Annotated in this window: 16 protein-coding genes and 2 pseudogenes; 9 read left to right on the top strand and 9 right to left on the bottom strand. The window is 71.0% G+C overall.

What is annotated here, in order from left to right; genetic code table 11:
* A pseudogene (locus tag SGA01_RS40910) lies at positions 1-261 on the top strand (extracellular catalytic domain type 1 short-chain-length polyhydroxyalkanoate depolymerase); the annotation flags it as partial.
* Between the two features lie 256 nt (positions 262-517).
* Positions 518-757, top strand: coding sequence for a hypothetical protein (locus SGA01_RS41800; RefSeq protein WP_255325156.1), 240 nt, complete (start codon positions 518-520; stop codon positions 755-757).
* 75 nt (positions 758-832) lie between these two features.
* Here the strand turns inward: SGA01_RS41800 and SGA01_RS06640 are convergent, their stop codons facing one another.
* The 4 genes from SGA01_RS06640 to SGA01_RS06625 form a co-directional block, all read right to left on the bottom strand.
* Positions 833-1,399, bottom strand: coding sequence for a GNAT family N-acetyltransferase (locus tag SGA01_RS06640; RefSeq protein ID WP_141294277.1), 567 nt, complete (start codon positions 1,397-1,399; stop codon positions 833-835).
* Between the two features lie 37 nt (positions 1,400-1,436).
* Positions 1,437-2,516 carry a sensor histidine kinase gene (locus tag SGA01_RS06635; protein ID WP_141294275.1) on the bottom strand — a complete coding sequence of 360 codons (1,080 nt, stop codon included), beginning with the start codon at positions 2,514-2,516 and terminating at the stop codon, positions 1,437-1,439.
* Positions 2,509-3,216: a response regulator transcription factor gene (locus tag SGA01_RS06630; protein WP_141294273.1), complete on the bottom strand. Its 708-nt coding sequence runs from the start codon at positions 3,214-3,216 to the stop codon at positions 2,509-2,511. The genes SGA01_RS06635 and SGA01_RS06630 overlap by 8 nt, the downstream gene beginning before the upstream one ends.
* A gap of 162 nt (positions 3,217-3,378) precedes the next feature.
* The gene (locus tag SGA01_RS06625) at positions 3,379-4,095 is read right to left on the bottom strand and encodes a VanZ family protein (protein WP_218037822.1); all 717 of its coding nucleotides are present in this window, start codon (positions 4,093-4,095) and stop codon (positions 3,379-3,381) included.
* A 268-nt stretch (positions 4,096-4,363) separates the two neighbouring features.
* Between SGA01_RS06625 and SGA01_RS06620 the strand changes: the two genes are divergently transcribed.
* Positions 4,364-6,193 (top strand): ABC transporter ATP-binding protein, encoded by a 1,830-nt coding sequence (locus SGA01_RS06620; RefSeq protein WP_141294269.1) that lies wholly within the window; start codon positions 4,364-4,366, stop codon positions 6,191-6,193.
* Positions 6,194-6,354: 161 nt separating this feature from the next.
* Positions 6,355-7,617, top strand: a complete 1,263-nt coding sequence (locus SGA01_RS06615; RefSeq protein WP_141294267.1) for a pyroglutamyl-peptidase I — start codon at positions 6,355-6,357, stop codon at positions 7,615-7,617.
* 66 nt (positions 7,618-7,683) lie between these two features.
* Here the strand turns inward: SGA01_RS06615 and SGA01_RS06610 are convergent, their stop codons facing one another.
* Positions 7,684-8,073 carry a VOC family protein gene (locus SGA01_RS06610; RefSeq protein WP_141294265.1) on the bottom strand — a complete coding sequence of 130 codons (390 nt, stop codon included), beginning with the start codon at positions 8,071-8,073 and terminating at the stop codon, positions 7,684-7,686.
* Between the two features lie 251 nt (positions 8,074-8,324).
* Between SGA01_RS06610 and SGA01_RS06605 the strand changes: the two genes are divergently transcribed.
* Positions 8,325-9,428, top strand: a complete 1,104-nt coding sequence (locus SGA01_RS06605) for a PP2C family protein-serine/threonine phosphatase (protein WP_141294264.1) — start codon at positions 8,325-8,327, stop codon at positions 9,426-9,428.
* Positions 9,429-9,505: 77 nt separating this feature from the next.
* Here the strand turns inward: SGA01_RS06605 and SGA01_RS06600 are convergent, their stop codons facing one another.
* Together SGA01_RS06600 and SGA01_RS06595 are read right to left on the bottom strand one after the other, a co-directional pair.
* Entirely contained in the window at positions 9,506-9,727 is a 222-nt protein-coding gene (locus SGA01_RS06600) for a ferredoxin (RefSeq protein ID WP_141294262.1), read from the bottom strand.
* Complete coding sequence (locus tag SGA01_RS06595; RefSeq protein WP_141294260.1) at positions 9,724-10,917, bottom strand: cytochrome P450; 1,194 nt, start codon at positions 10,915-10,917, stop codon at positions 9,724-9,726. Before SGA01_RS06595 ends, SGA01_RS06600 begins: the two co-directional genes overlap by 4 nt.
* A gap of 152 nt (positions 10,918-11,069) precedes the next feature.
* Here SGA01_RS06595 and SGA01_RS06590 point away from each other — a divergent pair.
* Positions 11,070-11,328: pseudogene (locus SGA01_RS06590) on the top strand (helix-turn-helix domain-containing protein); the annotation flags it as partial.
* A 76-nt stretch (positions 11,329-11,404) separates the two neighbouring features.
* Here SGA01_RS06590 and SGA01_RS06585 read toward each other — a convergent pair.
* Positions 11,405-11,917, bottom strand: coding sequence for a GNAT family N-acetyltransferase (locus SGA01_RS06585; RefSeq protein ID WP_141294258.1), 513 nt, complete (start codon positions 11,915-11,917; stop codon positions 11,405-11,407).
* Positions 11,918-12,074: 157 nt separating this feature from the next.
* Between SGA01_RS06585 and SGA01_RS06580 the strand changes: the two genes are divergently transcribed.
* From SGA01_RS06580 to SGA01_RS06570, 3 genes are all read left to right on the top strand, one after another.
* Positions 12,075-14,372 carry an FUSC family protein gene (locus SGA01_RS06580; protein WP_141294256.1) on the top strand — a complete coding sequence of 766 codons (2,298 nt, stop codon included), beginning with the start codon at positions 12,075-12,077 and terminating at the stop codon, positions 14,370-14,372.
* Positions 14,369-14,797 (top strand): NAD(+)--rifampin ADP-ribosyltransferase, encoded by a 429-nt coding sequence (gene arr / locus SGA01_RS06575; RefSeq protein WP_055639481.1) that lies wholly within the window; start codon positions 14,369-14,371, stop codon positions 14,795-14,797. Before SGA01_RS06580 ends, arr begins: the two co-directional genes overlap by 4 nt.
* 119 nt (positions 14,798-14,916) lie before the next feature.
* The gene (locus SGA01_RS06570; protein WP_141294254.1) at positions 14,917-16,719 is read left to right on the top strand and encodes an ATP-binding SpoIIE family protein phosphatase; all 1,803 of its coding nucleotides are present in this window, start codon (positions 14,917-14,919) and stop codon (positions 16,717-16,719) included.
* Positions 16,720-16,765: 46 nt separating this feature from the next.
* Here SGA01_RS06570 and SGA01_RS06565 read toward each other — a convergent pair whose 3' ends face one another.
* Positions 16,766-17,107: a YkvA family protein gene (locus SGA01_RS06565; RefSeq protein WP_141294252.1), complete on the bottom strand. Its 342-nt coding sequence runs from the start codon at positions 17,105-17,107 to the stop codon at positions 16,766-16,768.
* Positions 17,108-17,367 lie beyond the last annotated feature (260 nt).

Below are 17,367 nucleotides of genomic sequence, written 5' to 3'. Positions count from 1 at the left end.
GGCACGACCTACTCCTACGCCGTCGCCGCCGTCGGCACCTCCGGAACGGCCGGCACCAAGTCCGCGCCCGTCACCGCCACCACCACGGCCGCCCCGGTGTGCGTGACGGCCAGCAACTACGCCCACACCCAGTCCGGCCGGGCCCACCAGTCCGGCGGCTACACCTACGCCAACGGCTCGAACCAGAACCTCGGCCTGTGGAACGTCATGGCCTCCAGCACCATCAAGGAGACGTCCCCGGGCTACTGGGTCACGTGCTGACCTCTGAAGCGACCGGCGGACGCCTTGCCCGTGACGTCTCACGGGCAAGGCGTCCGCCGTTTTCTCAGCCGGTGGCGTCCAGGATTCGACGGCCGGTGGCGCGGAAGTGGTCGAGGACGTCGGGGTCGGCGTCGAGGGTGTAGTCGGGGGTGAGGTCGGCCAGGGTCTGGGCGACCCGTGTGAGGGAGTCGTCCGAGGCGTCGACGAGACAGGTGCCTTCGTCGAGGGGGCGGATGCGGGTGGCCAGGTGACGGGTGTGGGCGCGGACGCGGTCCGCGGGAGCCCGGACCGTGGCGACGGCCCGGTGGCGGGTAGGCGCTGCGGACAGCCTCGCGGCGACGAAGAGGGCGGGGTCGCCTCAGGGCAGCTCGCGGGCGGGGACGCGGCGGCCGGTCACCGTGACGCCGCTGATGCATACGCCCACATGCACTCCGCCATCGGCTTCGGCCTCGGCCGGCAGTTCGGCGGCCACTTCGGCATCAAGGCCGTGCGCTGACCGACGCTGCCCACGCCCGGCTGCGCGGCTCAGCCGGACGGCCCCCCTGTGCCGAGGACTTGGGGTGAGGCAGGGTCAGGTCGACGCGTGCCGTACGTGCAGGTGCCCGTCGAGCGGATAGGCGGGCGGCGTCGCGGGGAGGGTGCGGTCGAACTCGTAGCCGCATTTCACCGCGACGCGGCAGGATGCCGGATTGTCCACCTGGTGGAGGAGCTCCAGGAGCTCCAGGCCGTCGGGACGGAAGGTCTCGAAAGCCCAGGCGGTGAGGGCTTCGAGGGCCCTGGGGGCCACGCTTCGTCCGCGAGCCTGTGCTGCCGTCCAGTAACCGACCTCGGCGGAGGGCTTGCCAGGAGCGACTTTCTTGAGGACGACGTTGCCCACCAGCGGCGAGGGCTCCGAGCCGTGTGCCGCTTCAAGGACGGCGAAGCCGAACCGGACGCCCGCCGCCCAGTCCTGCTCGTGGACCTGCACCCACGTCACTCCGTCGTCCTCGCACTCCATCGGCGTCTGCGTCCATCGGCGGAGTTCGGGATCCCGGTACACCTCGACCAAGGCGGCGGCGTCCTCTACGCGCCAGGGGCGAAGTACGAGAGCGGGTGCGGTCGGCGTCGGGCCTACGTTGAGCGCGGTGGGATCGATCATCATCCGATCCTAGGACAGTGGGCGGCGAGCGATGGGGCTATCGCTTGCCGGGGATGCGGACCGTGGCGAGGAGGCCACCGGTGGGGCCGGGCACGAGGTCGAGGGTGCCGTCGTGGGCGCGGACGATGCTGTGCACGATGGCGAGGCCGAGGCCGACACCGGCGTGCTCGTCGGTGCGTGCGCGGTCCGTTCCGCGCTGGAACGGTTCGGTGAGGGTCGGAACCAGTTCCGGCGGGAGCCGGTGGCCCGTGTTCTCGACCCGCACCACGCTCGCGTCTCCCCGCATCTCGGTGTGGACCGTCACGGTGCCGCCGGTGGGGAGGTTGTGGACGATCGCGTTCTGGACGAGGTTCGTCACCATCCGCAGCAGGAGTTCCTCGGAGCCGCTGGTCCGTGTCGTTCCGCCGGTGACGTCGAGCGTGATCCCGCGCTGTTCGGCGAGGGGGAGCAGGGTTTCGGCGGCCTCTTCGGCGACGAGGGAGAGGTCGACGTTCGCGCGGGTGACGTTCCCGCGGTCGCTGCGGCTCAGCAGGAGGAGGGCCTCGGTGAGGTCGATCGCGCGCGTGTTGACGGCCTGTAGGCGTTCGAGGAGTTCGTCCTGTCCCCGTGCGGGGTCCCTGCGGGCGACGTCGAGCAGCGTCCGGGAGATGGCCAGGGGGGTGCGCAGCTCGTGCGAGGCGTTCGCGGCGAACCTCTGCTGCTCGGCGACGTGCGATTCGAGCTGCTCGAGCATGGTGTCGAACACGTCCGCGAGTTCACGGAACTCGTCCTCGCGGCCTTCCATGCGGATCCGGTGGGAGAGCGATCCGCTCCCCGCCGTTCGTGCCGCGGCGGTGATCCGCGTGAGCGGGGCGAGCATCCGGCCGGCGAGGAACCATCCCCCGACGAGGCCGAGCACGAGGAGGAAAGCCATGGCCACGGCTGCGGCCGGTGCGAAGGTGCGCACGAGGAGGTAGCGGTTCGGCGAGGTCCCGAGGAGGCCCTGGGAGTTGTCCGGCACGTACCGCAGCAGGAAGCCCCACACCACGGCCATCAGGAGAGCGCCGGCGACGGTCAGGAAACCCGCGTAGCTGAGGGTGAGCCTCAGCCGGACGCTGAGCCCTGGTCGTCTACGCATGGGTGATGCCGGGGCGGCCGGTATCGGGGGAGGCGTCGGGCTCGGTGTCGATGCGGTAGCCGACACCCGGCACGGTCGCGATGATCCACGGCTCGCCGAGCCGTTTGCGCAGCGCGGAGACAGTGATGCGGACGGCGTTGGTGAAGGGGTCGGTGTTCTCGTCCCAGGCCCGCTCCAGCAGCTCCTCGGCGCTGACGACCCCGCCCTCGGCGGCTACCAGGACTTCGAGCACCGCGAACTGTTTGCGCGTGAGCGCGACGAAGCGACCGTCGCGGAAGACCTCCCGGCGGAAGGGGTCGAGACGCAGGCCCGCGATCTCGCGGACCGGGGGCCGTGCGTACGCGCGTCTGCGGTCGAGCGCCCTCAGCCGCAGGACGAGCTCCCGCAGCTCGAACGGTTTGGTGAGGTAGTCGTCGGCGCCGAGCTCGAAGCCGGAGGCCTTGTCGTCGATACGGTCGGCGGCCGTGAGCATGAGGATCGGGATGCCGCTGCCGGAGGCGACGATGCGCCGGGCGACCTCGTCGCCGGAGGGGCCGGGGATGTCGCGGTCGAGGACCGCGAGGTCGTAGGAGTGGACGGAGAGCAGTTCCAGGGCGGAGTCGCCGTCGCCGGCGATGTCGGCGGCGATCGCCTCCAGCCGGAGACCGTCACGGACGGCTTCGGCCAGGTACGGCTCGTCCTCCACGATCAGTACGCGCATGTGCGAAGCCTAAGCAGCACGACATATCGACGACGTATGCAGAGACGCATACGGAGACGTATGCACAGACGTGTGCAGAGACGTGTGCAGACGTCTGCAAGGACGAGCGCGGACCTGTACGCAGAGACGAGCGCGGAGCCGTGTGCTCACCGACGACGCGGCTCAGCCTGTCGCCGCGGTGACGGGGCGAGGTCGCTCCGACAGCGTTTCCTCCGCGGGACGCCGCCACCATCGGCGTGACGCCAGCCCGGCCAGTACGGCGCCGGTGGCGTTGACCAGGACGTCGTCCACGGAGGACACCCGGTCGAGCCGCAGCACGTACTGCGCGGTCTCGACCAGGACCGAGCAGCCCGCGCCGAGCGCCAGGATCCGCGGTGCGGACGCCGGCGCGGCGAACCTGATCGGGGCGAAGAACCCGAGCGCGGCGAAGACCAGCAGGTTGCCGCCGAGGCCGACCGGCCCCATCGTGACCAGGTCCCGCAGCGGGACGAGGCTCACCCGCGGAGGCACGACGCCCGCCCCGCCGCCCGGCATCATCGTCATCCACACGAACGGCACCGTCCCGTGGATCATGCCCACCTCGGCCAGCGACATCCGCCACGCCGATGCCACCCCGGCGGTGCGGCGACGGCGCGCCCGAGCCCAGGCCACCAGCAAGGCGAGCGGCAGAGTGACCAGCGTCATCAGCACCACGCCGTTGAACGTTCCGAAGCAGGGGTCCCACCGCCCTGCCATGCACGCCGGAGCGGACATCATGAGCGGCCCCCGCGCGGCGAACAGGGCGCTCGCCACAGCGAGGGCCGCCAGCCCGAGGAGCACGATCCTGCGTGTGCGGCGGGGCGGGGACGCTGCCGCGATGCTGCCTGTGTCGTCGTTCATGAGGCCATGGGACACGGACGGCGGTTGCGGTGGCGTATGCGATTTTCGATATGCCCGCGATACACGGAATCCCATGGCGAGTTCCGGCCAGGATCATGGGCTTTTGAAATGATGACCGGTCAAATGTGGGTCGCATCACGCCCAGTTGGGCCTGTGGGTCTCGATGGGCGCCGCAGGAGAAGAGGCCGGGAAAACCCTTGGACGGCGTGAGTCCATACACGGAAAACTGCCAATCCTGTCCCACTTCGATACGAAAGGCAGGGTTCGGATGGGAAAGCCTGAATCGCGCAAGAGTTCGCCAAGCAAAGGCTCGGTGCTCCTCGCGCTTCGTTTCTACGGACGGGAGCTGACCCGGCTCAAATCGTGGGCGGTGCCCGCGATGCTGCTACCGGCACTGGGCAACATCGGCATCTTCTACATCGTGCCGCTCATCGTCGCCAAGCTCGTCGGCAGCATCGCGGGGGACACCGACGTCGGTGTCGGCGTCGGCCCGATGCTGCCCTACGTCCTCGGCTTCGCCGGCGTGCTGCTGCTCGCCGAGGCTCTGTGGCGCGTGGGGCTGCACTGTCTGAACCGTCTCGACGCCCTCGGCATCGAGCACCTGTACGTGATCGGCATGGACGCGCTGTTCGCCAAGGACGCCGCCTTCTTCCACGACAACTTCGCAGGCTCGCTGACCAAGCGGGTCCTGAGCTTCGCCTCGCGGTTCGAGGAGTTCGTCGACACGCTCACCTTCTCGGTGATGGGCAAGTTCGTACCCCTGATCTTCGCGTCGGTGGTGCTGTGGACGTACGAACCCCTGCTCGTCGTCGGGCTCCTGACGATGATCGTGGTCACCAGCCTGTGCGTGTGCCCCCTGATCCGTCGCCGTCAGGCGCTCGTCGACCAGCGGGAGGAGGCGATCGCCCGCGTGTCGGGCCATGTCGCCGACAGCCTGATGAACATGGACACGGTCCGGTCCTTCGCCGCCGAGGAACGCGAGGCCGCCGAGCACCGCTCACGTGTCGCCGAATCGCGCCGCCTCATGCTGCGTTCGTGGGACTACGGCAACCTGCGCATCGACACGCTGATCGCACCGATGTCCGTGCTGACCAACGTCCTCGGCCTGTTCCTCGCCCTCTCGCTCGGCGCGGGGGAGCACGGCGTCGAGGCCGTCGTCGTCGCCTTCACCTACTACTCCAACGCCACACGGATCATGTTCGAGTTCAACCAGATCTACCGCCGTCTGGAAAGCTCGATGACCGAGGCCGCGCAGTTCACCGAACTGCTGCTGACCCCGCCGACGGTGCGGGACCCGGAGGCGCCGGAGCCGCTCCTCTCCGAGGGCGCCGATGTGCGCTTCGAGCAGGTGACCTTCGCCCACGCGGGCGCGAAGCCGCTCTTCGAGGGCCTCGAACTGGCCGTGCCCAGCGGGGCGAAGGTGGGCTTCGTCGGCCGGTCCGGCGGCGGTAAGACGACGCTCACCCGGTTGCTGCTGCGGATGACGGACATCGACGGCGGCCGGATCATGATCGGCGGACAGGACATCAGCAGGCTGCGCCAGGCCGAACTGCGCAGCCTGATCGCCTATGTGCCGCAGGACCCGGCGATGTTCCACCGCACGCTGCGGGAGAACATCGCGTTCGCCCGGCCGGAGGCCACCGACGCCGAGATCCGCAGGGCGGCCGAGGCGGCGCACGTGACGGAGTTCGTCGACACGCTGCCCGAGGGCCTGGACACGATGGTGGGGGAGCGCGGAGTGAAGCTGTCCGGCGGCCAGCGCCAGCGGGTCGCCCTCGCGCGGGCGATTCTGCGCGACGCGCCCATCCTGCTGCTCGACGAGGCGACCAGCGCTCTGGACTCCGAGAGCGAGATCCTCGTACAGGACGCCCTCTGGCGCCTGATGGACGGGCGGACGGCGCTCGTGGTGGCGCACCGGCTCAGCACGGTCGCCACCATGGACCGGCTCGTGGTCCTCGACAGCGGTCGCATCGTCGAGCAGGGCACGCATCACGAGCTGCTCGCCGCGGAGGGCGCGTACGCGAAGCTGTGGCAGCACCAGTCGGGCGGCTTCCTCGACGACACCGCCACCACGGCGGCGAAGGCGGAGCAGGTGTAGATCCCGGTGGGCACCGCCTGCCGGCCCGGCCCAGCGGTCAGACACCAGGGTGACGGCGAGGGCGGTGCCCATGCGGCGCGCATCGTGAGTGCGTCGTAGCATGAGTTCCTTTGTGAAGGTCCACTTCTGACGGAACATCATGTTCGTGCGAAAGGACTCCGGTGACCTCGATACGCAGCGCCCTCGCCCTCCCCCTCGTGGCCGTCTCCCTGGCCCTGGCGACCCCGCCCGCCTCGGCGGCCGGGACGACCACGGCCTCCGTCGAGGAGGCCCGGCTCGACCGGGCCGCGCCTCAGGAGATCCTGAGGCGCAGTGGATTCGCCTCCCTGGCACCGGAGTTCGCCGACGCCCTCTCCGGCGCCGACTCCTTCGTCGAGGCTGAGCGGACGGTCGTCCGGTACGGATCGGGTCTCTGGCGGCGGGCTGTGGACCGGGCTCAGGGCCGGGGGCCGGCGGGAGGCGATCTCTCGCGGGACGACGACCGGCCGCTGTACTGGTCGCGGCTCGCGCTCACCCGTGAACTCCGTTCCTGGAAGCCCGGCTTCGGGATCACCGAGGAGGGCCGAACCCGGCTGCGCGATCGCCTCGAACGCTCCTCGCGCGGCCAGGACTCGATCCGCTACCCGGCAGGGAAGGGCGTGAAGCGCATCCTGCTGACCGGATTCGACCCGTTCACGCTCGACCGGGACGTCCGGATCAGCAACCCCTCCGGGGCCACCGCGCTCGCCCTGGACGGCACCTGGCTGCGTACCGCCGACGGTTCCCTCGCGCGCGTCGAGACGGCCGTCTTCCCTGTCCGCTGGGCGGACTTCGCCGACGGCTCGGTCGAGCGGACGCTGCGTCCACACCTGCCGAAGGTGGACCTCTTCACCACGGTGAGCCAGGGCCGGCCCGGTCGGTTCGACATCGAGCGGACCAACGGAGCCTGGCGCGGAGGCTTCCCCGACAACGAGAACCTGTCCCGTACGGAGACCGTGCCCGTCGCCGATCCGGGCACGCAGCCGCAGTGGACGTCGACGACCCTTCCGTACGCCGCGATCACGGCGGCGTCCACCGGCCGGTTCCCGGTGTACGACAACACATCGGTGACCGAGCTCCCGGCCGGGGCCGACACTCCCGTCGTCCGCCCCGACGGGCCGACGCCCGGCTCCGCAGCCCGGGCGGGCGGCGGCGGGAACTACCTGTCCAACGAGATCGCCTACCGGGCCATGCTGCTGCGCGATCGCCTCGGCCTGAACCGGCTGCCCGGCGGCCATGTGCACACGCCGGTCCTCCAGTTCGGCCCCGGGAACACCGACCCGGCGACCGGCGCGGTCACCGACCCGGAGTTCGTACGGAACCGGCTCGACATCATCGCCCAGGTGCGGGCGATCGTCGCTGTGGCCGCAGTCCCTCAGGATTCCCTCGCGCACCCCTCGTCGTAGCGGGCCCCGGCGAGGCGGCGGCCGACGCCGGGTGGGCGCTCAGGGAGCGCCCGCCCGGCGGTGGGGTCACGCCGGCCAGCCACCGTACGGCACGGTGATGAGCTCCATGGCGTGACCGACCGGGTCCATGAAGTACACGCCGCGTCCGCCGTCGTTGTGATTGATGGCACCGGGGTGCTGCCGGTGCGGGTCGGCGTAGTGCTCGATACCGAGCTGGGTGATGCGCGCGTAGGCCGCGTCGAACTCCGCCTCGGAGATCAGGAAGGCGTAGTGCTGCGGGGTGATCTTGTCCGCGGGGATGGTGGCGAAGTCCAGCGTGACGCCGTTGCTCAGTTCGACCGCGATGAACGGCCCCCACTCCGCGGTGATCTCAAGGTCCAGCAGATTCGCGAAGAACTCCGCGGACTCCCGGTTGTCCCGGGCATGAACGATCGTGTGATTCAACTCGACTGGCAAGGAATGCCTCCGAAGGCATCTCCTGACACCTCCATGCCTCACCCAGTCGGTGACCGACACGCGATGTCGCCAAGCAAGCTTAGTAGGATTTTCGGAGCGGCGTCGAGTGATCCTCGTTGGATTTCCGGCGTACGCGTTCCCGCTCTGGCGCCGAAGGCCTGCGAGGGCATCCGCGGACGGACGCCGCACCCCGGTCCGGCCGGCGGTGACCGTGAGGTGCACGGTTCACTCCGGCATAGGAGCCTGGTGGTGTGGTCAAGGCAACGAAGGCGGCGACCGGCGCGTACCGGCGGAGCTGGCTGCGCGGGGCTCCGCCGCCCCGCTGGGTGCGGGTCCTGCCCGTGCTGCTGCTCGTCGGGGTCGGAGCGGCCTCCCTCACCGACTCCGTCCCGGTGGACATCGGTTTCCTGCTCGGTGCCGTGCCTCCGCTCGCCGTCCTGGCCTACGGACCGTTGGCCACGGCCTTCCTCGGCGCCGCGACGATCGGGCTGTTGACCATTCCCGTCTTCCATCTCGACCAGCCCGGCAACACCGACCTCTTCACTCTCGGCTTCGTCGCGACCCTGAGCGTCTTCGTCTCCTTCGTCCGCGGGCGCCGGGACGAGCAGCTCGACCTGGAACGGACCGTCGCCGAGACGGCCCAGCGGGCCATCGTCCCGGACGTACGGCGGCGGGTCGGGCCCGTGCGCTGCGCGAGCCTGTACCGCGCCGCCGAGCGCGGCACGCTGGTGGGAGGCGACTTCTTCGACGTCCGGTCCGGGCCCCGCGGGGTCCGGGCGGTCCTCGGCGACGTGCAGGGGCACGGTCTGTCGGCCGTCGCGACGGTCGCCTCCGTCCTGGGGGCGTTCCGCGAGGCCGTGCTGGACGACGTGGACGCGGAGGCGATCGCGGCGCGGCTGGACCGCAGGCTCGTGGTCGACTCGGAGCGGACGGAGCACGCGGAACTCTTCGCCACGGCCGTCCTTCTGGACTTCGCTCCGCAGGGGCGGGAGGTCCGTGTCCTGGCCTGCGGCCACCCGTCTCCCATCCTGCTGCGCGGCGAAGCCGTGAGCACCCTGGAACTCGACCCCGGACCGCCCCTGGGAATGGGCCTCGCCGACGTCACGCCGGGAACCGCCGCCACGGTGGCGCTGCTGCCCGGGGACCGGCTGCTCCTGGCGTCGGACGGTGTCCTGGAGACACGGGACGCCTCCGGCGCCTTCTACCCCTTCGTCGAGCGTCTGACCCGGATGACCGGTGTCGGCCTGGAGCAGCTGCCCGACGAGATCTGGGCCGACCTGAGTCGCTTCGCCCCCAAGATCCAGGACGATGTCACCCTCCTGATCCTCACCTTGGACACCTCCGCGCCGGGCTGACGGGGGCAGGACCCCACCGGAACGCCGTGCCCCTGCGGATCCAGGGTCTTCACGCGGTTCCGGAAGGCCCCACGAGGCTAGGCGCCGCCGGATTCCGGTTCGTGGAGGATGATCGCCCCGGAGGGGCAGACGCCGGCGGCCATCCGTGCGGCCGCGCGATGGGCAACGGGCGGTTCGGCGTCCAGGAGGAGGACGAGGCCTTCGTCCGGGTCCTGGTCGAAGACGTCGGGGGCGGTCATGGCGCACATCCCGGCGCCGATGCAGCGCTCACGGTCGACGCTCAGGAGCGGCGCGCTCACTTCGTGTCCCAGGTGACCGGGAGGCTCTTCACCCCGAAGATGTCGGCGGTCTCCGGGCGCAGACCGACCTCTGCGGCCGGCACGGCGAGCCGCAGCGTGGGGAAGCGGTCGACCAGCGCGCGGAACGCGACCCGCATCTCGACGCGGGCGAGCTGCTGTCCCAGGCACTGGTGGATGCCGTGGCTGAAGGCCAGGTGCCCGCCGGCCTGCCTGCCGAGGTCGAGAGCGTGGGGGTCGGTGAAGCGCTCGGGGTCGCGGTTGGCGGTGTTGTACGAGAGGACGACCGTCGTGCCCGCGGTGATGGTCACGCCGCCCAGCTCGATGTCCTCCAGCGCCGTGCGGTGGAAGGTCTTGGCGACGCTCAGATACCGCAGCAGTTCCTCCACGGCTCCGTCGGTGAGCGCGGGATCGGCGCGCAGAGCCGCCAGTTGCTCCGGATTCTGCAGCAGCGCGAAGGTCCCGAGGGAGAGCATGTTCGCGGTGGTGTCGAATCCGGCCGCCAGGAGGATCAGGCTGATCCCCCTCAACTCCTCGTCGGTCAGATCGCTGTCGGTCAGTTCGCTGAGGACGTCGTCGGTGGGGTGGGCGCGCTTGGCGGCCACCAGCTGTGCCAGGTACTCCTGCGTCGCGGTGTAGGCCGCGATGAGCTCCTCGTCGCTGACCTCCCCGCCCATGAACGCGTCGATCTGCTCCTGGAAGGACGCCCGGTCCTCGTAGGGCACGCCGAGGATCTCGCAGATCACGATGGTGGGAATGGGCTTGGCGAACGCGGTCACCAGGTCCGTCGGCGGTCCGGTCTCCTCCATGGCGTCCAGACAGTCGGCGGTGATCTGCTCGATGCGCTCGGTGAGCATCCGCATCCGCCGCACGGTGAACTTGCCGACCAGGGGCTTCCGGTAGCGGCTGTGCTCCGGCTCGTCCATGAGGAGGAACTCGCCGGGCGGCGCCGGCGGAAGCTGGAAGTCGACGACGTTCATGAGGTCCTTGCGCGAGCTGAACCGCGGGTCGGCCAGGACCGATCGCACCATGTCGTAACCGGTGATCAGCCAGCCGGGCTTGCCGCCGGGGTGGGTGTAGCGGCTGATGGGGCCGTGCTTGCGGGCGTCGGTCAGCACGGCCGGCGGGTCGAAGGGGCAGCCGGCCGGACGCTCCGTCGGCAGTGTCGTGACGGTGTGGAAGGAGTCGTTCATGGCCCGTCCTCATCTCGCGATATGACGTGTTTGGAGTTGCTCGAAAGCTACGTTGCATTCATCAGGGCGTCAATCAACCGAGGGTGTTATCCCAGGTAGGAGCCCGGGAATTGATGCAATGACACTGAGGTCGAATGCAACGGTGCATTGCAATGAATGACAGCGAAGGCAATGCTTGCGCCAAGCCAGGAGGACGGTTGACGCAACAGGAACGCGAACGCATCGCGGCCGGACTCGCCGCCGGCCTCTCCTACGCCGAGATCGCGAGGCGGGTCGGCCGGCCGACCTCGACGGTCAGCCGGGAGATCAGTCGCAACGGCGGCCCACGGCGACTACCGGCCGCAGCAGGCGCACCGAGCGACGGTCCAGCGGGCGCGGCACGGATACGTCCGGCGCGAACGCGATCCGCAGCGCCGGCGTGACGTCTACGTCGTCGACGACGAGGCCTGGTACCACTCGACTCCGTCCTGAGCCGGACGAGCCGACATCACCGCAGCAGCTCGGACGCCAGCAGGTCCATGAGCAGCCCGTCGTGCCAGCTGCCGTCCGCGTCCCGCTCGTACTGCCGCATCACGCCGACGGGCCGGAAGCCCGCCTTCTCGTAGCAACGGATCGCGGCGACGTTGTCGGCAGCCGGGTCGATGACGAGCCGGTGGTGGCCGACGTCGTCGACCAGATGGCGGGCGAGGGTACGGACGGCGTCGGTGCCGAGACCCTTGCCGTGCACCGAGGGATCGAGGAACAGGTCGATCCCTGCGTGCCGGTAGTCCGGCTCCTCCTCGGCGTACCACTGGATCATTCCGACGATCCGGTCGTGGTGGAGCACCGTCAGGCAGTGGGTGGCGGGATCCGCGAGGTCGGAGGCCACCTCCGCCGCCATGTCGTCCCCGCCACGCCACCGTGTCCGGACCTCGGGGGTGGACCGGATGGCAGCCAGGGCGGTGACATCCTCGGGTCCGGAAGGGCGCAGGACGACGCCCGCACCGCGCAATTCGTTCATGCGCACCAGCCTGCCCCGGGGGCCGCCCGGTGGGCTACCCGGGTGCGGCGATCCGCCGGGCCGTTCGGCGATCTGCGCGAGGCGCCGGTGCCCTGGTCCCGGGCCCGACACCGGCGCCCGTCGTGCCGGGTGCCGCCGTGCGGGCGATCCTGGGGGCATGGGTGGCCCGTTCCCACGACGGCTGCCGTCCGCCTACCGGGCGGCGGCGCGAAGGGCGCTGCGCGTCACGATCGCCGCCGGGACCGGGTTCTACGTGCTGCTCTACGGCTTCGACCTGGCGGTCGGCGCGACATACGCGCTGTTCGGCGCCATCGCGATGGCCGGGCTGTCCCATCTCCCCGGCTCCGGGCGGCAGCGGGCCATGCTGCTGGTGGGCGTGGTGCCGGTGTGCTGGGTGCTGATCACGCTCGGCACCTACCTGTCCGTGCGGACGTGGAGCGCGGTGCTCGGGATGCTGGTCGTCGGGTTCGGGCTGGCGTTCATGGCCGTCGGCGGACCGAGGTTCGCGGGCGCGGCCACGGGGCTGCAGCTGATGTACATCCTGCCGTCCTTCCCCCCGTACGACCCCGGCTCGCTGGGGGAACGGCTCGCGGGCGCGACGTTCGGACTCGCCCTGCTGATCATCGCGGAGACGACGCTGCTGCCCGAGCCGTCGGCCCTGCCCTACCGCGAACGGGCCGCCCGGGCCGCCGACGGCGCCGCGCGGTGCGCGGATCGGCTGCGCACCGCCCCGTACACACTTCCGGAGGCCGCACAACGCACCGCCCGGGCCCTGAGCACGGGGCTCCGCTCCTCCCAGGTACCGGAGGCGGAACGACCGGCCGGAGCGGGGGTACGGCAGAGGGCACTCGCCCACACCGGCCTCGCGACGCGTACGTTGCTCGGCAGACTGACGGTGCTGCCACCGCCCCCTCAGGGCGCGGTACCACCGGCGGACGATAACGGTGCTGGCGGTGAGCAGGTCGGGGCGACGAAGGGTCCGGACCCCTTGCGGGCGGTCATGGAGGTGGCGCGGGAATCGGCCGACCGGCTGCGGGGCCGTGTGCCTGACGGGCGGGCGCACACCGCCTTGCAGCAGGCGCGTCAGGCGCTTGCGGCGGCCGAGGGCGGCTCTCCCGCCGCGCTGCGCCGCAACGCGGCGCTCCTGGAGGTGGCGGACGCGGCACTCGCGATGTCCACGGCGGCCGACATCGCCGTACGCGGCCGAGCGGCCGACGTACCGGCGCCGGGCCGGTTCTGGTACGCGCGGCAACGGGCACCTCGGCTCTGGTGGCGGCGGCTGTCGGGCCATGCGGCCGGCCGGTCGGTGTTCTTCCAGAACGCCGTACGCATCAGTCTGGCCCTGGCGGCAGCCCGGCTGATCGCGGGCATCGACACGCTCCCGCACGGCTTCTGGGTGCTCCTGGCGACGCTGACACTGACGCGGACGACGGTGCGGGAGACCCGGACGACCGAACGGAAGGCGCTGACCGGCACCCTCGTCGGCGCCCTGGTCGCGGCGACGCTGCTGGCAGTCGTCGGCACCGACATCGAGGTGTACGCGGTGGCGCTCCCCCCGCTGATGCTGGTCACGTTCACGCTGGGGCCGGTCAAGGGCGTCGGCTGGGCGCAGGCGCTGTTCACGGTGGTGGTCGCACTGGTCTTCGCGCAGCTGGCACCGGCCACCTGGCAGCTCGCGGAGTTCCGCCTGCTCGACGTGCTGACCGGCAGCGCGATCGGCGCCGTCTTCGGACTGCTCGCCTGGCCGCGGGGCGCCCATGACGAACTGCGGCGGTCGGTCGCGGTGCTGCTGCGGATCGCCGCGGAGATCGTGGTGGCCACGACGGCGCAGATCGCGGCGGGCGGACGGCGCGTGCCGGTCGTCACGGCGCCGGGGCACCGCAGCCTGCAACACGCCCTGGTCATGGCCGAATCGGCGTACGCGCAGTACCAGAGCGAACCCCAGGGCCTCGGCCCGCCGCAGGTCCGCCGAGACTGGCAGGCCGCGCTGATCGCCGCACACCACACGCTGTGGGGCGCCGACCGGCTTCTCGTACCGGCCGAGCCGGTCGTGATCCCGCCGCTGGGCCGGGAAGCCTCGGAATCCGTCATCCGCACCGGCGACCGCATCGCGGCGGGCATGCTGCTGACCTCCGCCCGCATGGACCCGACCGGGGACACCGCGGAGACCCCGGCACCGCTCCACGCCCCGACGGCCTCCGCCACCATGGCCGTCGACCCGCCGGGCGCAGCGCGCGCGTACTACGCGACCATGTCCTGGCTGGCCTCACTGGCGTCGGATCTGGAACGGCTCGCTGCGGAAAACGCGACCGAAGCCGAAACTGATACCGACAGCGACAGCGACAGCGACAGCGACAGCAAACAGGGGGCAGGGGCAGCGGCAGCGAGCAACAACCGTGGCAGCATCGCGGGCACACCCGGCCTCCGCGCCCGACGACCCACGGAGCACCCATGAGCAGTGAACCCGCCCCCTTCCAGGTCTACGAGGCAGGAACCCTCCTCCACGGGACGAAGGCGGACCTCGTTCCCGGGGACCTGGTCAGAGCAGGTCACGCGTCGAACTTCGAGGCAGGGCGGGTGTCCCGCCACGTCTACGTCTCCGAGACCCTGGACGCCGCCGCCTGGGGCGCCGAGCTCGCCGCCGGCGACGGCCCCGGGCGGATCTACGTGGTGGAACCGACCGGTGCTCTGGAGGACGACCCCAACGTCACCGACAAGAAGTTCCCCGGCAATCCCACCCGCTCCTACCGCACGCGCGAGCCCGTGCGCGTGGTGTCGGAGCTCGAAGGGTGGCTCGGGCACTCCCAGGAGAAGATCCAGGCCATGCTGGACGGGCTGGACGAACTTCGGCGCCGGGGCATCGCCACCATCCTGGACTGACCGAGGCGGGGTGAAGCGCACATGCTGTCGGACGTGCGGCCGGGAGCGGGCCAAGCGGCCGGAAAAGGGTGCATGCTGGGCACGAACAGCGATCGAGTTCCTGTCTGGAGGTCGAAAGAGTGAACGCCGGCGACGGGAGACGACGCCTGCCCGGCCGCGCCACGGCCGGAAAGAGCGCCGCGGCGCACCGGCCGGCCGGTGCCCGCAGGCGGCTCGCCCGCGGCGGTGGCGAGGGCCCTCTCGACCGGCTCACCACGCGCGGTCGGCTGGCCTGGCTGAACTCCGCCGGTTCCAGGATCGGCACCACCCTCGACCTGGAACGCACAGCCCAGGAGCTGGCCGAGTTCACCGTGCCCCGCCTCGCGGACGGCGCCGCCGTCGACATCCTGGAGAGCGTCCTGCGGGGCGACGAGGGTGCACGGTGGACGGGTACAGGCGTCCCCCTCATGCGGGCCACCGCGCTGTGCGCCGTCGAGGAGCTCTCCTCCCTGGAGCCGACCCCGGTGGGCGAGACCACCACCGCTCACGCCGAGGAGGCGCACGAGACGCTGCTGCACAGCTACTGCCTGCGACAGGGCAAGTCGGTGCTGGTGAGCCGCATGAGGAAGGACGACTTCCGCAAGGTCGCGCCGACGGAGAGCGCCGCGGCGAAGATGCGGGCCGCCGGAGTGCACAGCTACCTCGCCGTACCGCTGATCGCCCGCGGGCTCCTGCTCGGCAGCGCGGACTTCGTCCGCGGTCCCGGAAGACCGCCGTTCTCGTCCACCGACCTCGCACTGGCCGAACAGCTGGCCTCCCAGGCCGCCGTCTACATCGACAACGCCCGGCTGTACGGACGCGAGCGCGAGCACGTCGTCTCCTTGCAGCGCGCTCTGCTGCCGCGCGCGACCCCCGTGACGCCCGGCCTGCGCGTGCAGGCCGAGTACGCGCCGTCGGCGGCCCACCACGGCGTGGGCGGGGACTGGTACGACGTCATGGCCCTCCCCGGCGGACGTACGGCCCTCATGGTCGGCGACGTCATGGGCCACGGCCTGCCCGCGGCCGCCACCATGGGGCGTCTGCGGGCGGTGGCCCGCACCCTGATGACCCTGGACATGGCCCCGGAGCGGGTTCTCGCCCGGCTCGACCTCGCCACGCGTGACCTGGAGGACGAGCAGGTCGCCACCTTCCTCTGTGCCGTGTTCGACCCGGCCGACTCCACGTACACGCTGGCCAGCGCCGGACACCTGCCACCGCTGCTCCTCGACGGACAGGGCTCGGCCGAGTTCGTGGACGTACCGGTCGGCGCGCCGCTCGGCGCGGGCGTGATTCCGTACGATCCGATCCGTCTGAAGGTGCCGAAGGGCGGCAACCTGGTCATGTACACGGACGGTCTCGTGAAGTCACGGCACGAGGACATCGACGACCAGCTGGACTGTCTGCTGTCCGCGGCGCGCGGCCTGACCCCCGAGGCCCTCGAAGGCGGCGGCCTGATCGGGTGCGCCCCGGCCGACGCCGCCCGTTTCGACGAGGCCGTACTCCTCGTCGCGACCGCCCTTTCGGTGGACCCGGCCGACGTGCGCGAGTGGCAGCTGCCGCAGGAAGGGCGAGCGGCGTCCGTCGCCCGGAGCCTGGTCACGGACCAGCTGGCCGAATGGGATCTGGAGGAGCTCGCCGACGTCTTCGAGCTCGTCGTCTCCGAGCTCGTCGGCAACGCCCTGCGCTACGGCAACGGTCCCGGCAGACTTCGGCTGCTGCGGGGCGACCGCCTCGTCGTGGAGGTCTCGGACACGGGCCCCGACCTGCCCCAGATCCAGCACGCGGAGCTCAGCGACGAGGGCGGCCGGGGTCTCCAGCTCATCAACATGCTGTGTCGCCGATGGGGGTCCTGCCGCACGGTGACCGGCAAGGTGGTCTGGGCGGAACAGAACCTTCCGTCCTGAGCGCGGACGGGCCGCCTCGGACCCGCACCCCCACCGGGCCCCACGCTCACTCAGCCGGCCGCCGACTCGCCGGACCGCTCCCGGAGGCCTTCGAACCCTCGGGCAGAACGTCGGGACCGGCTCCGCTGCGGGCGGCTGCCGCGTGCAAGACCCGCAGGGCGATCAAGAGCACGCCGATGTCGTCCAGGTAGACCGGGTCCGGGATCAGGTCGACGGGTGACACGGTGTAGACCACCGCCGCCCAGAACAGGGCCTTGGACTGCAGGGGGACACCGGCGTCCACCAGCAGCCTGCGCGTCCTGAAGACGCGGACGAGCAGAACGGCCGCGAATCCCGCCACCACGAGCACGAGAACCACGGCCACGATGAGCCAGAGGGAGCTGTCCATGCTGCTCTCCTGCCCGATATCGCTCCAGGCCGCGCCGGTCGTCCGCGGCGGTTACCAGGCTACGACGCCGGCCCCGCTGTGTCCGTCCGGAAGCCAAGGTAACGGATCCTTGGAAGAACTTGAAGAGATCACGCAAATCTTGCACGTGATTCGGTAGACGTCCGAAGCTGCAGCGGCTCCGCGCGCCTTCCCGTGGTCCTCTCCTGGCTGGGGTGGCCGCCCGGCGGCGCGGCTATCGGCCTGGAGGGAGTGGGGCGTGA

It is taken from the genome of Streptomyces gardneri, from assembly GCF_006539185.1.
Classification (GTDB): domain Bacteria; phylum Actinomycetota; class Actinomycetes; order Streptomycetales; family Streptomycetaceae; genus Streptomyces; species Streptomyces gardneri.
Note: the sequence above shows the minus strand (reverse complement) of the source record. Positions and strands in the feature narration are given on the sequence as shown.

What these genes read in the sequence shown, in the direction of transcription:
- SGA01_RS06640 (WP_141294277.1), bottom strand. Translation starts at nt 1,399, where the DNA reads ATGATCGATCCCACCGCGCTCAACGTAGGCCCGACGCCGACCGCACCC.
- SGA01_RS06635 (WP_141294275.1), bottom strand. Translation starts at nt 2,516, where the DNA reads ATGCGTAGACGACCAGGGCTCAGCGTCCGGCTGAGGCTCACCCTCAGC.
- SGA01_RS06630 (WP_141294273.1), bottom strand. Translation starts at nt 3,216, where the DNA reads ATGCGCGTACTGATCGTGGAGGACGAGCCGTACCTGGCCGAAGCCGTC.
- SGA01_RS06625 (WP_218037822.1), bottom strand. Translation starts at nt 4,095, where the DNA reads ATGAACGACGACACAGGCAGCATCGCGGCAGCGTCCCCGCCCCGCCGC.
- SGA01_RS06620 (WP_141294269.1), top strand. Translation starts at nt 4,364, where the DNA reads ATGGGAAAGCCTGAATCGCGCAAGAGTTCGCCAAGCAAAGGCTCGGTG.
- SGA01_RS06595 (WP_141294260.1), bottom strand. Translation starts at nt 10,917, where the DNA reads ATGAACGACTCCTTCCACACCGTCACGACACTGCCGACGGAGCGTCCG.
- SGA01_RS06585 (WP_141294258.1), bottom strand. Translation starts at nt 11,917, where the DNA reads ATGAACGAATTGCGCGGTGCGGGCGTCGTCCTGCGCCCTTCCGGACCC.
- SGA01_RS06580 (WP_141294256.1), top strand. Translation starts at nt 12,075, where the DNA reads ATGGGTGGCCCGTTCCCACGACGGCTGCCGTCCGCCTACCGGGCGGCG.
- arr (WP_055639481.1), top strand. Translation starts at nt 14,369, where the DNA reads ATGAGCAGTGAACCCGCCCCCTTCCAGGTCTACGAGGCAGGAACCCTC.
- SGA01_RS06565 (WP_141294252.1), bottom strand. Translation starts at nt 17,107, where the DNA reads ATGGACAGCTCCCTCTGGCTCATCGTGGCCGTGGTTCTCGTGCTCGTG.